This window comes from Amycolatopsis thailandensis (assembly GCF_042723255.1).
Taxonomy (GTDB): domain Bacteria; phylum Actinomycetota; class Actinomycetes; order Mycobacteriales; family Pseudonocardiaceae; genus Amycolatopsis; species Amycolatopsis thailandensis.
In genome coordinates, this window is the sequence record NZ_JBHXJK010000102.1 from 1 (window position 1) to 13407 (window position 13407).

At 68.6% G+C, this 13407-nt stretch carries 14 protein-coding genes; 7 read left to right on the top strand and 7 right to left on the bottom strand.

Going from position 1 to position 13407, the window contains the following annotated elements; all coding sequences use genetic code 11:
- Window positions 1-84: 84 nt before the first annotated feature.
- Both ACFWMR_RS31215 and ACFWMR_RS31220 read right to left on the bottom strand, forming a co-directional pair.
- Window positions 85-1557, bottom strand: coding sequence for an SDR family oxidoreductase (locus tag ACFWMR_RS31215; RefSeq protein ID WP_378380970.1), 1473 nt, complete (start codon window positions 1555-1557; stop codon window positions 85-87).
- Window positions 1558-1606: 49 nt separating this feature from the next.
- Window positions 1607-2089, bottom strand: coding sequence for a MarR family winged helix-turn-helix transcriptional regulator (locus ACFWMR_RS31220; RefSeq protein ID WP_378380971.1), 483 nt, complete (start codon window positions 2087-2089; stop codon window positions 1607-1609).
- 106 nt (window positions 2090-2195) lie between these two features.
- Here ACFWMR_RS31220 and ACFWMR_RS31225 point away from each other — a divergent pair, with 106 nt between their 5' ends.
- Together ACFWMR_RS31225 and ACFWMR_RS31230 are read left to right on the top strand one after the other, a co-directional pair.
- The gene (locus ACFWMR_RS31225; RefSeq protein WP_378380972.1) at window positions 2196-4226 is read left to right on the top strand and encodes an MMPL family transporter; all 2031 of its coding nucleotides are present in this window, start codon (window positions 2196-2198) and stop codon (window positions 4224-4226) included.
- A gap of 47 nt (window positions 4227-4273) precedes the next feature.
- The gene (locus tag ACFWMR_RS31230) at window positions 4274-4495 is read left to right on the top strand and encodes a hypothetical protein (protein WP_093936445.1); all 222 of its coding nucleotides are present in this window, start codon (window positions 4274-4276) and stop codon (window positions 4493-4495) included.
- Window positions 4496-4663: 168 nt separating this feature from the next.
- On the opposite strand, the gene ACFWMR_RS31235 is transcribed toward ACFWMR_RS31230, so the two are convergent.
- Window positions 4664-4966: a DUF1905 domain-containing protein gene (locus tag ACFWMR_RS31235; protein WP_093936442.1), complete on the bottom strand. Its 303-nt coding sequence runs from the start codon at window positions 4964-4966 to the stop codon at window positions 4664-4666.
- A 61-nt stretch (window positions 4967-5027) separates the two neighbouring features.
- On the opposite strand from ACFWMR_RS31235, the gene ACFWMR_RS31240 reads away from it, so the two are divergent.
- Window positions 5028-5609 carry an AAA family ATPase gene (locus tag ACFWMR_RS31240; protein ID WP_378380973.1) on the top strand — a complete coding sequence of 194 codons (582 nt, stop codon included), beginning with the start codon at window positions 5028-5030 and terminating at the stop codon, window positions 5607-5609.
- Here the strand turns inward: ACFWMR_RS31240 and ACFWMR_RS31245 are convergent.
- Genes ACFWMR_RS31245 through ACFWMR_RS31260 form a run of 4 tightly spaced genes read right to left on the bottom strand, consistent with a single transcriptional unit; the run spans window position 5583 to window position 9013 of the window.
- On the bottom strand, window positions 5583-6209 hold the full coding sequence (locus ACFWMR_RS31245) for a TetR/AcrR family transcriptional regulator (RefSeq protein ID WP_378380974.1): 627 nt from the start codon (window positions 6207-6209) through the stop codon (window positions 5583-5585). The genes ACFWMR_RS31240 and ACFWMR_RS31245 overlap by 27 nt on opposite strands.
- A 1-nt stretch (window position 6210) precedes the next feature.
- A complete protein-coding gene (locus ACFWMR_RS31250; RefSeq protein ID WP_378380975.1) occupies window positions 6211-7419 on the bottom strand; it encodes an NAD(P)/FAD-dependent oxidoreductase in 1209 nt (402 codons plus the stop codon).
- Between the two features lie 2 nt (window positions 7420-7421).
- A complete protein-coding gene (locus ACFWMR_RS31255) occupies window positions 7422-7616 on the bottom strand; it encodes a ferredoxin (RefSeq protein ID WP_093936438.1) in 195 nt (64 codons plus the stop codon).
- Entirely contained in the window at window positions 7613-9013 is a 1401-nt protein-coding gene (locus tag ACFWMR_RS31260) for a fatty acid desaturase (RefSeq protein WP_378380976.1), read from the bottom strand. The genes ACFWMR_RS31255 and ACFWMR_RS31260 overlap by 4 nt, the downstream gene beginning before the upstream one ends.
- Window positions 9014-9205: 192 nt before the next feature.
- Here ACFWMR_RS31260 and ACFWMR_RS31265 point away from each other — a divergent pair, with 192 nt between their 5' ends.
- The 4 genes from ACFWMR_RS31265 to ACFWMR_RS31280 all read left to right on the top strand — a co-directional run bounded on the left by ACFWMR_RS31265 (window position 9206) and on the right by ACFWMR_RS31280 (window position 13404).
- Window positions 9206-10216, top strand: a complete 1011-nt coding sequence (locus ACFWMR_RS31265) for a hypothetical protein (RefSeq protein ID WP_378380977.1) — start codon at window positions 9206-9208, stop codon at window positions 10214-10216.
- Window positions 10217-10517: 301 nt separating this feature from the next.
- Window positions 10518-11414: a hypothetical protein gene (locus ACFWMR_RS31270; RefSeq protein WP_378380978.1), complete on the top strand. Its 897-nt coding sequence runs from the start codon at window positions 10518-10520 to the stop codon at window positions 11412-11414.
- On the top strand, window positions 11411-11866 hold the full coding sequence (locus tag ACFWMR_RS31275; RefSeq protein ID WP_093936435.1) for an ester cyclase: 456 nt from the start codon (window positions 11411-11413) through the stop codon (window positions 11864-11866). Before ACFWMR_RS31270 ends, ACFWMR_RS31275 begins: the two co-directional genes overlap by 4 nt.
- Before the next feature lie 98 nt (window positions 11867-11964).
- Window positions 11965-13404 (top strand): alpha/beta fold hydrolase, encoded by a 1440-nt coding sequence (locus ACFWMR_RS31280; protein ID WP_378380979.1) that lies wholly within the window; start codon window positions 11965-11967, stop codon window positions 13402-13404.
- The last annotated feature ends 3 nt before the right edge of the window (window positions 13405-13407 follow it).

Sequence of the window (13407 nt, forward strand, 5' to 3'; positions counted from 1 at the left end):
GGCTGAGCCGAGGCAAGGAGGCCTTCACGAACCGGACTCACGCTCCGCCACAGCCAGAACCCAGCAGGCACCTAAAACACGGCTCTAACCGGCCTTGCCACTCACGACGCCTTGCGCCGCACCGGTGATGTTGCGGACCATGCCACCGAAGATGACGCCGTGGAAAGGCGCGATCCCCTTCCAGTACGCGTGCCCGGCCAGGCCGTGCGGCTCGAACACCGCCCGCTGCCGGTAGACGGTCCCACCGTCCTCATCGGACTCGACGCTGAGTTCGAGCCAGGCGCGCCCCGGCAACTTCATCTCCGCCCTCAATCGCAGCATCCGCGGCCGGTCGAGATATTCGACGCGCCACCAGTCCAGCGCCTCGCCGAGATGAAGCCGCCGGGGATCCCGCCGTCCGCGGCGCAGCCCGACACCACCGACGAGCCGGTCGGCCCAGCCGCGGACCGACCACGCGAGCGGGAACGAATACCAGCCGTGTTCCCCGCCAATGGACTCGATGACGTCCCACAGCGCTTCCGGTGAGGCGTCGGTCCGCTGCTCGCGTTTGTCCTCGTAGACGGTCCCGCCCGCCCAGTCCGGGTCGCTCGGCAGCGGATCCGACGGCGCGGACGCGGTCGACGCGTCCGACCAGCGGGTCGGCACGTCGGCGTTCCTGATCCGGGTCAGCGCCAGTTCGACGGCATGTTCGTAATGGGTGAGGCCCTCGGCCGGGTCCGGGATGTGCTCGGCGATCGCGTGGTCGTGGCAGATCACCTCGTGCACGAGCGATTCGATCAGCGGTACGGCGATCGACTTCGGCACGGGTGTGACCAGGTTGACCCATTGGGCGGACAGCCACGGGGTCAGCACCGGCACCGGCACGACGGCCCGCCTCGGCAGTCCGGCGACGATGGCGTAACGGCGCATCATGTCCACATAGGTCAGGACGTCGGGACCGCCGATGTCGAAGGCACCGTTCACTTCGGACGGCAGCTCGGCGGCGTGCACGAGGTAGTGCAGCACGTCGCGGATGGCGATCGGCTGGATGCGGTTGCGCACCCAGCGCGGGGTGACCATCGCCGGGAGCCGCTCGGTCAGGTAGCGCAGCATCTCGAAGCTCGCCGATCCCGAGCCGATGATCACCGCGGCCTGCAGGACGAGCGCGGGCACCCCGGAGCCCAGCAGGACCCGGCCCACTTCGGCACGGGACGCCAGGTGTGGCGACAAGTCCTCGTCGTCCGGCACGATGCCGCCCAGGTACACCAGCCGCCGCGCGCCCGCCGTCTTCGCGGCCTCGGCGACGGTTCGCGCCGCTTCCCGGTCGACCTCGACGAAGTCTTTGCGCGCCAAGGAATGCACGAGGTAGTAGACGACCTCACAGTCGGTCAGCGCCGTCTCGATCGAGGCCGGATCGGTGACGTCGCCGCGTTCGACCTCGACACGGTCACGCCACGGCTCCTCCGCGACCTTCTCCGGGGAACGCGCCACCACGCGGACCTCGTGGCCCGCGTCGAGCAGTTGCGGCACCAGCCGTCCGCCGACATAACCCGTCGCCCCGAGCACCACACATCGCATGCCCCGAGTGTTCCCGGGGAATGCGCGCCCCGCAGTCCGAGTGGCCCGTTCAGGGTGCCAGCCGCCCGCGGACCTCCACTGTCGCGGCGATACTGCTCCGCAGGAACCGGGCGACCGTCCGCCGCTCTTCCTCCCCCATGTCCTGCCACGCGGCGGCGTAGCTCCGGCCGAGCGGCAGGAAGAATTCGGCGCCGATCTCGCGGGCCTGGTCGTGCATCCGCAGTTCGACCTTGCGCCGGTCGGTCGCGCTCCGGTCCCGGTAGAGGTGCCCCGCCCGCTCCAACCGGTCCAGCACCGACGTCGTCGCCGACGCGCTCAGGTGCAACGCGCTCGCGAGCATGCTCGGGCTCATCGGGGTCCCCATCCTGGCCGCGTCCATGATCACCGCGAGCGCGTTGAGGTCCGTCCGGTGCAGGCCGTGCGCCTCGCCGAACATCTCGGCGAACCGGTCCGACTCGACGGTCAGCTGCCGCAGCAGGAGAACCAGCAGGTCGTCCGTGACCCGTTCGACCTCTTCAGCGCCCTCCGACATGTCCGAAACCTCCCCTCCTGTTGCCCCGTCCGGGTGACCACTCTACTATTTCGATGGTCGAAATATTCACTCGTCGAAGTAGCACTGCCACGGGAGCCATCCGTCCATGATCTCGGAAGTCGAACGACCCACCCGCACGCGGTCACGTCTGCGGTGGCTGCTCCCCGCCCTCGTCGCGGTCGCCTGGCTGCTCTTCGGCGGGTTCAGCGGCCCGTTCGCGGGCAAGCTGAGCCAGGTCACGGAGAACGACAGCAGTAGTTTTCTGCCCGCGTCGGCCGAGGCGACCGAGGTCGGCGAGCTCCAGAAGCAGTTCTCCAGCTCTTCCGTCATCCCGGCGATCGTCGTCGCCGAACGGCCGTCGGGCCTGACCGAGGCCGACAAACGGTTCCTCACCGACCGGACGTCGAGCACGCGGCTCATCCCCGCACCGCAGAGCAACGCGGGCGCGCAGGTCGTCGTGCTCCTGGACGCCACGAGCGACCCCGGGGACGGCGTCGAGGCACTGCGGGACGCGCTCGCCCGCGACACCCCCGACGGGCTGAAAGTGCTCGTGACCGGCCCCGCCGCCCAGGTCGCCGACCTGAAGGAGGCGTTCGGCGGGATCGACGGGCTGCTGCTCCTGGTCGCGGGCGCGGTGGTCGCCCTCATCCTGATCATCGTCTACCGGAGCCCGCTGCTCCCGCTGCTCGTCCTGTTGTCGGCGGTGTTCGCGCTGGGAACGGCGAGTCTCGCGGTGTACCTGCTCGCGGACCACGACGTGCTGGCGCTGAACGGGCAGAGTCAGGGAATCCTGTTCATCCTCGTCTTCGGCGCCGCGACCGACTACGCGCTCCTGATGATCTCGCGCTATCGCGAAGAACTCAGGACGACCGACGACGCCCGCTCCGCGCTCCGCACGGCCTGGCGTTCGACCATCGAACCGATCGCGGCCTCGGCCGGGACCGTGATCCTCGGCGTCCTCTGCCTGCTGTTCAGCGACCTGAACTCCAACAAGGGACTCGGCCCGGTGGCGGCGATCGGCATCGGCGCCGCGTTCCTCACGACCATCACGTTCCTGCCCGCCGTCCTGGCTTTGTGCGGGCGCAACGCCTTCTGGCCCTTCCGACCGGCGGTGGCCCCGCCGAAGGAGGAAACCGGCGGGCTCTGGGGCCGCGTCTCGGGCTGGATCTCGCGTGCGCCGCGCACGGTCTGGATCGTCACGACCGTCGTCCTGCTCGCGGGCGGCGCGTTCCTGCCGCAGCTCAAGGCTTCCGGCACCGCGCAGTCCGACGTCTTCCTCACCCCCGTCGATTCCGTGGCGGGACAGGAAGTCCTTTCCCGCTACTTCCCCGGCGGCTCCGGTTCGCCCACGGTGATCATCACCCCGGCCGGCCAGGCTCAAGCGGTGACCGCACTGACGCGCGTCGAAGGCGTCTCGGACGTCCGACAAAGCGCCGAAGCGGGCGGGCTCGCGAAGATCGACGCGGTGCTGGCCGATCCCCCGGACTCGGACGCGGCCGTCGCGACGGTCCAGCGAATCCGCGAAGCCGTGCACCCCGTCGACGGCACCAAGGTCGGCGGACCGACGGCGACCTTGCTCGACACCAGGGAGACCTCCGAGCACGACCGCATGGTGATCATCCCGATCGTCCTGGTGGTGATCTTCCTCGTGCTCGCCCTGCTGCTGCGATCGCTGCTCGCGCCGCTGCTGCTGATCGGCACGGTGGTGTTGTCGTTCGCCGCGACGATGGGGGTCTCGGCGCTGGTGTTCAACCACGTCTTCGACTTCCCCGGCGCCGACCCGGTCGTCCCGCTGTTCGGCTTCGTGTTCCTCGTAGCGCTGGGAATCGACTACAACATCTTCCTGATGACCCGGGTCCGCGAAGAGGCGGGAAGGATCGGAACCCGGGACGGCACCTTGCGCGGCCTGCGCGTCACCGGCGGCGTGATCACGTCCGCGGGCGTCGTGCTCGCCGCGACCTTCGCCGCGCTGGCCGTCCTCCCCATCCTCTTCCTGGCTCAGCTGGCGTTCATCGTCGCGTTCGGCGTTCTGCTCGATACGTTGCTGGTGCGTTCGCTGCTGGTACCGGCCCTGACGGTGGACGTCGGACGGAAGATCTGGTGGCCGTCGAAGCTGGCGAAGACCGGCCGGGAATGAAAGCGGCGATCACGGTGAACGAGTGCCCCTGGCCGTAGCCTGGTGACATGAGCGACGAGCAGGACGCCATCGACGAGCGGATCCAGGACGCCGGCGAACGCGGCGACCTGGCCGAACTCCGGCGGCTGGCCGACGGCGGCAGCAGTGACGCGGCGGACCAGCTGATCGAGACGGCGACCGAGCTGGGTGCGCTGGACGAGCTGCGGCGGCTGGCCGGACGCGGTAACCAGGACGCCGCCGATCAGCTGGCCGAGCTCACCGAGGAGTAGCTTCTCGCATCGCGGGGATCAGCACGGGAAGCGCGGCCACGAGCGCGAGGCCCCGCATGACACCCGCGACAGGGTAGGGAACGCGAAGCCCGAACCTGTGCGCGAGCAGCCCTCCGGTCAGCGCGCCGAGCGGCATCGGCCCCCATCGGCGAGCACCTGCTCTGACGATCAGAGGTCGATCAGTTCGACGGTCACCTTCGCCACATCACCTTCCTCGATCCCTTCGGCCTTGCGGACCGCTTTCTTGACCGGCAGCACGTACGCGCCGCGTTTCGAGTCCGGGAAGATCGACGTCTTCCATTTGCTGCCACCGATGCCGACCTGGACGCGGACCGCCCCGAACCCCCGGCGCGGGCCATCGGTGATCTCCCGGATCTCCTCGGAGACGTCCTTGGGCAGGCTCACGAAGGTCCAGGTCTCCCCACGGCGGGCGTCCCAGACCCAGAGCTCGGCATCGAACACGACGATCATCGGTGGAGCCTCGCACACGGCACCGACAGTTTCAGCGGCGCGAGGCCGCTAACGTGACCGGGTGGACTTCGTCGTGATCTTCGGACCGCCCGCCGTCGGCAAGATGACCGTCGGCGAGGAGCTGTGCAAACTCACCGGGTTCAAGCTTTTCCACAACCACATGGCCGTCGAGCCGGTGCTCGGCATCTTCCCGTTCGGCTCGCCGCCGTTCGGCAGGCTCGTCAACGAGTTCCGCCGCCGCGTCATCGAAGAGGCCGCGGACGCGGATCTGCCGGGGCTCGTCTTCACCTACGTCTGGGGGCTGGAGCTGCCCGAAGACGCCGAGCTCATCGGCTCGTACGTCGACATCGTGGGGTCACGCGGCGGGCGGACGCGGTTCGTCGAGCTGTACTCGGACCTCGACGAGCGCCTCAAGCGCAATTCCACCGAGCTGCGCCTCGACCGCAAGCCCAGCAAACGCGATCTCGAGTTCTCGCACGCCAACCTTCTCGCACTCGACCGCGACTACGTCATGAACACCGACGAAACCCGCCGGGTCCATGCCCAGGACCTGATCGAGCGGCACGGTCACCTGCGTATCGACAATACGCGTCTGAGCCCGGCCGAGACCGCGGCGCTAATCCAGCGTCGGATGCCGCAGTGAGCGGCTCGTGCTCGCGCCGAGTACCCGCGAAGCCATCCACGCCAGCGCGTCCGCCGTGCGCGCGGGAGTGTCCGACGGCTGCATGATGTGGCTCAGCACGGTCCGGACCACGACGTCGATGGCGACGTCGAGATGCTCGCCGTCCAGCGGCGGGTCGTAGGCGCGGACACGGCCGCGCAGCATGATCGTCGCTTCGCCCAGGAGGCTGCCCGCCCGGATCGTCAGCAGTGGCAGCAGTTCCGTGTCGGCGCCATGCGTGGCCGAGACGATGGCGCGCAGCAGGAGATTGTCGTCGGCGAGTTCGAGAACGCCGCGGACGGCGTCGTGGATCGCCTCGACCAGGTCCTCGGGGTGCCGTTCGAAGGCATCACGGACGACCGAGAGGAACCGCGCGAGTTCGTGCGAGATCATCGCTTCGGCCAGCTGGGTCTTCGAGCCGAGTTCGTTGTAGACGGTCTGACGGCTGACCCCGACGATCTCCGCGAGCTTGCTCATCGTCACCGAGGACCAGCCGGAACGCACGGTCAGCTCGATCGCCGACGCGACGATCGGCTGCCGGTACGGCCCTCCAGTGACCGGTGCCTCGCTCATGATCGTCATTCTAAGCAGCCGTTTCGGCGGCGAAAGCCAGCGCCTCGGGCCACGGCGCCCGTCCGGCGATGTGGCGGCGGTACTTCATGATCTCGCGCGGCCGGTCGACGGTCAGCGCGCCGACGATCCGGTCCCCGCGCCGGTACAACGCGGTGAAACCACCGGAAGCCGGGACCGCGGTCACCACCTCGTCCGCCCGCGGGGTGCCGACGAACTGGATCCGATGGTCGTACCAGTCCGACCAGAAGTACGGCACCGGAGCCAGCGCGCGGGCCGACTCCGGTGCCAGCGCGTGACGAGCGGCCGCGGCACCCTGCTCCGCGGCGTTCGTCCAGTGCTCCAGCCGCATCAGTTCGCCGTCGAACAGCGGGTTCGCGGCGTGGGCGACGTCGCCGGCGGCGTACACGCCGGGCACCCCGGTCGCCAGCGTGGCATCGCACACCACGCCGCCGTCGCCCTCGTGCAGCGGGACCCCGCTCCCCGACAGCCACCCGGTGGCCGGGACGACGCCGATGCCGGCGACGACCAGGTCCGCCGGCAGTACCTCGCCGTCCGAAAGCCGGACGCCGGTCACCACGCCACCATCGGATTCCAGGCCGGTGACCTTCGTGGACAACCGCAGTTCCGTGCCCGCCTCCCGGTGCAGCGAAGCGCACATCGCACCGGCCTCGGCTCCGACAGAACGCGTGAGCGGGACGTCGAGCGCCTCGACGATCGTGGCCGTCAGCCCGCGCTTGCGGGCCGCGGCGGCGACCTCCGAACCGATGAAACCCGCCCCGATCACGACCGTCCGGGCCCCGCTGTCGAGTGCGGCCCGGACGGCCAGGGCGTCCTCGGCGGTCCTCAGCGCGTGGACCCCGGCGATCCCTTCGCTGCCCGGCAACCGCCGCGCGGTGGCGCCGGTCGCGATCACCAGCGCGTCGTAAGGAACGGTCTTCCCCGCCACCGAGACCTCGCGAGCGGCGGTGTCGAGCCCGTCCGCGGGAGCGCCGAGCATCAGTTCGACGCCGAGCTCGTCGCGCAACGCTGTCTCACCGTGGAACGGTTCGACCTTCTCGGGGCCTTCTACGCCGAGAAACGCCTTCGACAGCGGAAGCCGGTCATAGGGCGGATGGTCCTCAGCGCCGATCAGCACGATCCGCCCTCGGTACCCGTCCCGGCGCGCGGCCTCCACCGCGCGCAGTCCGGCCAGTGACGCGCCCACGACGACCAGCGCCATGGTCAGTCCCGCAGTTTCAGGGCGAGGACGGGGCAAGCGTCGACGGCGGCCGCCAGATCCTGCCGGTGCTCCTCGCCCGGCTGTTCGTCGAGCACCACGACCGTGCCGTCGTCACCCACTTCGAAGAAGTCGGGCGCCATCGCCTCGCACATGCCCAGCCCGTCGCATTTCGCGCGGTCCGCCTCGATCTTCATCATGCTCCGACCCTTCCCGGTGCCACGAAATCGACCTTCTCCCGCACCCCGCAGTCCGGGCAGCACCAGGAATCCGGGATCGACGACCACGGCGTTCCCGCGGGGAAGCCTTCCCGTGGGTCGCCGAGCTTCTCGTCGTAGACATAGCCGCAGCCAGGACACATCCCGCCCTCGGTCGCGTCGCCGTGCGTGTCGTCGGCGACCCGGGACCGCGCGGTGACGCGGGTTCCGTAGCGTGCCAAGACCTTGGCCCGTTTGGCGGGCTGGATGTTGGCGAGGGAGATGTCACCGTCGAAGTGCGCGAGCACCCGCGGATCCATCACGCGGCGCCAGACCGGCGGGAACAGCGCCAGCACGATCATCCCGGCGTAACCCGTCGGCAGGACCGGCGATTCCGCGAAATCACGCAGCGTCTGGTAACGGCGGGTCGGGTTCGCGTGGTGATCGCTGTGCCGCTGCAAGTGGTAGAGCAGGACGTTGGTGGCGATGTTGTTGGAATTCCAGCTGTGGCTGGGATCCACCCGTTCGTAGCGACGGCGGTTCGGCGGGCCGACCTTCTGCCGCCGCATGCCGTAGTGCTCCATGTAGTTCACGACTTCCAGCAGCGAGAAGCCGATCACGGCCTGGATCACCAGGTACGGCAGGATTCCCGGGCCCAGCCACACGGTCATCGCCGCCCACAGCACCGCCGACATCAGCCAGGCGTTGAGCACGTCGTTGCCGATCCGGAACGGATGCCGGTGGCGCCGGGCGTACCGCTTGCGCTCCAGGCCCCACGCGGATTTCAGCGAGCCGAACACCGTGCGCGGCCAGAACCGGTAGAAGCTCTCCCCCACCCGGCTGCTGGCCGGATCCTCCGGGGTGGCCACCCGGACGTGGTGGCCGCGGTTGTGCTCGATGTAGAAGTGGCCGTAGAAACTCTGCGCCAGCGCGATCTTCGACAGCCAGCGCTCGTGGCTTTCCTTCTTGTGCCCGAGTTCGTGGGCGGTGTTGATGCCGATGCCGCCGATGCAGCCGATCGAGATCGCCAGGCCGACCTTGTCCACAACGGACAGGTCACCGCGCGAGATCAGCCAGAACGCGGCCACGAAACCCGCGTACTGGATGGGCAGGAACGCGAAGGTGATCCACCGGTAGTAGCGATCTTTTTCCAGCCGTTCGATGACGTCGTCCGGCGGGTTGTCCCGATCCAGCCCGGCGACGAGGTCGATCAGGGGGACGACCACGAGGATCACGATCGGCCCGATCCAGAACCACACGCCCCATCCGGTGGCCGCGTGCAGTCCGATGGCCAGGAACGCGAGCGACGGCACCACCAGGCCGATCAGCCACAGATACCGCTTGCGGTCGGTCCACCGGTCGGTCGAGCCCACCGGGATCGTGCCCGTCATCTCGCTCATCGCACCCTCCTCCATTGGCTGGGTTTACAAAACTGTAGGCGATGTACACCCGGTTTGACAAGTAGACATCTTTTGTAAACCCGCCGTTGCTTCATTTCGTGAGAACTTGGCGATATCTTGTATTTGTAAGGAAACTTACTTAACTTGTGACGACACGCCGCGATCCACTTCGTCCGCCCCGAAGGAGCGCGAATGCCCCGATCACCTCGCCGGATCCGCCCGGTCGCCGTGGCCACCGTCGCCGCCGCCCTGCTGATCCTGTCCGCCACGACCGCCACCGCGAGCACGACGGCGAACAGCCCCTGGCCAGGCGGCTCAGCCGTGTCGAACGCCGACGATTCGGACGTTCTGGGCGGCAACATGAGCGGTTTGTCCTTCCAAGGCGCCGACGTCCTGTGGGCGGTGAAGAACGGGCCAGGCACGCTTTACCGCCTCGTGCGCAATGGCTCGAAGTGGAAGCCGGACACCGCCAACGGCTGGTCGTCCGGCAAGCAGCTGCGCTACCGCAGCGGCAAGGGCGACCCCGACGCCGAAGCCGTCGTGGCCACCCCGGACGGCGTGGTCGCGGCCACCGAACGCGACGGCGACAACGACAAGAAGAGCGCGCTCAAGGTGCTCCGCTACGACGTCTCCGGCTCGGCCAAGACCCTCACCGCCAAGGCCGAATGGGATCTGACGGCGGATCTGCCGAAGGTCTCGGCCAACGACGGGCTCGAAGCCGTGTCGTGGATCCCGGACAGCGCGCTCACCGCGAAGGGGTTCGTGGACGAGCGCACGAAGGCGCCGTACAACCCGAGCACCTACCCCGGCCACGGCACCGGCCTCTACCTCGTCGGCCTCGAGAGCAACGGGATGATCTACGCCTACGCGCTCGACCAGGCGGGCGGGAAGTACACCCGTGTCGCGAGTTTCGCGAGCGGCCTCGACTCGATCATGGAGCTCGAATACGAGGGCTCGACCGGCAAGCTGTGGGCGGTCTGCGACGACAACTGCGACGGGAACTCGACGACGCTCGCCGTCAACACGCAGGGCAAGTTCGCCGTGACCAGCACATTCGACCGGCCGAGCGCGATGCCTAACTACAACAACGAAGGTTTCGCCATCTCGCCCACCTGCGCCTCCGGGAGCAAGCAGGTGGTCTGGGCCGACGACGGGAACGAAAGCAGCCACGCCCTCCGGGCCGGCACGCTTTCCTGCGGCTGAGCGCAGGGGTTGTGAGTGACGATTTGAGTTAGACCCGAATCGCCACTCACGACCAACCCGGAGCTTTCGCGTGACTGAAGGGACGACACGTGTGATCAGACGGACGACACACGTGACTGAATGGACGCCACTCTCGCCACCCGGGCCCCCATCACGTGCCGTCCATCTGATCACACGTGTCGTCCACTCGATCACCGGTGCCGTCCATCTGATCACACGAACCCGCCTCGCCGCCGCTTGCCACTGAAGTGCACCGATTCCGGCCTTCTTCCCGCCCGGTTCCTGCACTAGGTTCTCCGGCATGAAATTCGCCTCCCTCGCGATTCTTCCGGCATTGACCCTCCCACTGTTCCTGCCGTCCACGGCACTGGCAGGCGACGGCTGGGAATCCATCGGCACCGGGATGACCTCGGGCGCCAGCGGCATCGCCGTCCTCGACAAGGACGGCGACAGGGTGGACGCACTTGTGTTGCGGGACAACAAGAAGTCCGGCGAGAACCGAGCTGTCAGGGTCCGGCTCGACCGCGGCGAGGTGTCCAAGGTGGACACGATCGACTGGCCCGGCGAGCTCCCGGTCGACTTGGAGGCCGCCGAAGCCGTACCGGGGAAGTCAGGCGAATTCATCGCGCTGGCCAGCGACGGCAAGGGCTTTCACCTCGACCTGAAAGACCGGCGGCTGAAGGTTCTCGGCACGTTCCGGGTACCGAAGGGCGATCCGGACGACAATTACGAGGGTTTCGCCCTGAAAAACGTGAATGACCGGTTGTTCGCGGTCTGGGCGGACCGGGGGCAGGACGCCCGTCCGGCCACGCTCTACTCTGCGGAGTTCTCGGTCTCGAAACTGTCCTTCAAGAAGCCGAAGTCACAACCGTTCCGCGTCCCGTACCCAACCACGAACGTCCGGCACACCTCGGACGTCGAGATCACCGCGGACGGCCGGGTCCTGATCTCGGCCGCCTCCGACCCCGGCGACGACGGCCCGTTCGACTCGGCCGTGTACGCGGCGGGTGTACTCCGCTCCGACGGTTCGATCGCCCTCTCCCCCGCTCCGGCGAAGATCGGCGATTTCCCCGGCCACAAGATCGAGGCCATGACCTGCCTCTCGCGCTCGTGCGGCACGCTCCTCTACGGGACCGACGACGAAGCCGCGGGCGGTAGGCTCCGGATCGCGACCAGTGACGACCCGGAGGACCAGTGATCAACGAAGACCTGCGCGAGCGCCGCCACAAGATCATCGAGGAGCACATGGACACGGAGGTGACCCAGGAGTTCGACCGCACCCTGGGCACCTTCAACGGCCATCCGCACTACGAGATCATGGCGACGGGGCAGATCTTCGACGGCGACGAAGAGGTCATGGGTTACTACCGCATGACCCGCACGGCCTTCCCGGATCAGCGGCACGACAACGTCCGCTACCACTTCGCCGACGAGTCGGTCATCGTCGAATTCGACCTGCTCGGCACCAACCTCGGCGAGTTCTACGGCCGCCCGCCCACCGGCAAGGCGTTCCGGGTGCCGATCATCGCGGTGTTCTTCTTCGACGGCGACAGGATCACCAACGAGCGCGTCTACTTCGACGCCGCCAGCCTGATCACCCAGGCAGGGCACGCCGAACTGCTGAACCTTCTGGCATCGGGCGAGGTCTGAACGAACGGCCGACGCCCTCGGCCGTTCGGCCGATGTGGACGGACGGGGCTCGTGGCGAGGCTGGCGAAGTCCCGCCGTCGAGCCTTGGAGAACCGCCCATGCCCCGCAACCGGGTCGCGATCGTGCTGCTCGCGACGACGATGGCCGCGCTGACGGCACCGGCGCTCGCTTCCGCGTCGCCCGCCTCGCTCGATTGGAAGCTCTGCAAGGACGTCGCCAAGGGCTGGGAGCCCGCGGACGACCAGCGCACCGAATGCGCCATGGTGCCCGTCCCGGTCGACTACGCGAAGCCGGACGGCCGGAAGATCGACATCGCGGTCTCGCGGCGGAAGGCGACCGATCCCGCGCGGCGGCAAGGCGTCGTACTGCTGAATCCCGGCGGCCCCGGCCAGTCCGGGATCCACGAGCCTCGGTGGGTCACCGACAGCAAGGCCGCTGGGATCGGCGTGGACCACGACCTGATCGGCTTCGATCCGCGCGGTGTCGACTACAGCGCCGACGTCGCCTGCCCGCCGCTCCCGGGTGACGACGCCGAACCGCCGTCTTCCTTGCCGGACAAGGAAAAAGCCAGGTTCGTGTTCGAACGGGACGCGAAGGTGAACCAGCGCTGCGTCACCGCCGATCCCGAGTTCGTCCGCAACCTGACCACCGAGAACGTCGCCCGCGACATGGACCGGATCCGGGAGGCGCTGGGCGAGGCGAAGATCGGCTTCTACGGCGTCTCCTGGGGCACCGCCCTCGGCGCCGCCTACCGCACCGCGTTCGACTCCCGGGTGGACCGCATGCTGCTGGACTCGGTCATGTCGCCGACCTTCGACGTCGGCGCGATGGACGACGCGATGGTCGCGGCGGGCGAGATCACGGCCAGGGACTTCGCCGCGTGGATCGCCCGGTACGACGCCGTCTACCACTTCGGCGACCGGCAGCCCGCGGTGCTCGAAGCGCTGCTGAAACTCCGCGACGAACACGGCGAGACGGTGACGAACCACCTCGCCGGCCCGCGCCGCGAGTGGGCGAACGCCGCCAAGGCGCTCGCGGCCCTGCGTGACGGCGGCGACCCCGCCGCGAAACCCGTGTCCGGGCAGGGCCGCGGATTCGCCTGGGACGTGAACCCCAACGGGTTCAACACCTTCCAGCAGACGGCGATCCTCTGCAACGCGTCCGAAGGTCCGCGGGACTTCGAGACGATCTGGCAGCGCAGGCTGGAGCGCATCAGCGCGTATCCGGCCGTCGCCTCCCCCGGTTTCTGGAACGGCCGGTGCGCGGGCTGGCCGTTGCCGGTCCAGCCGTGGAAGTTCACGCCGGGGACCAGTCCGCTGCAACTTGTCGGGCACACCTACGAACCGGTGACACCGATCGGCTGGGCGGTGGCCATGCGCGAGCGGATCGGCGGCGCCCTGCTCACCATCGAGGACGACCACCACGGTTCGCTGTCCTCGCTCCCCTGTGCGAGCAAGGCCGTCGAGTTCTTCTCGGCGGGCAAGACCGACGACGGGTCCTGCGCCGGAGCGCCGATCCCGCCGCCGTCCGGCCGGTGACGC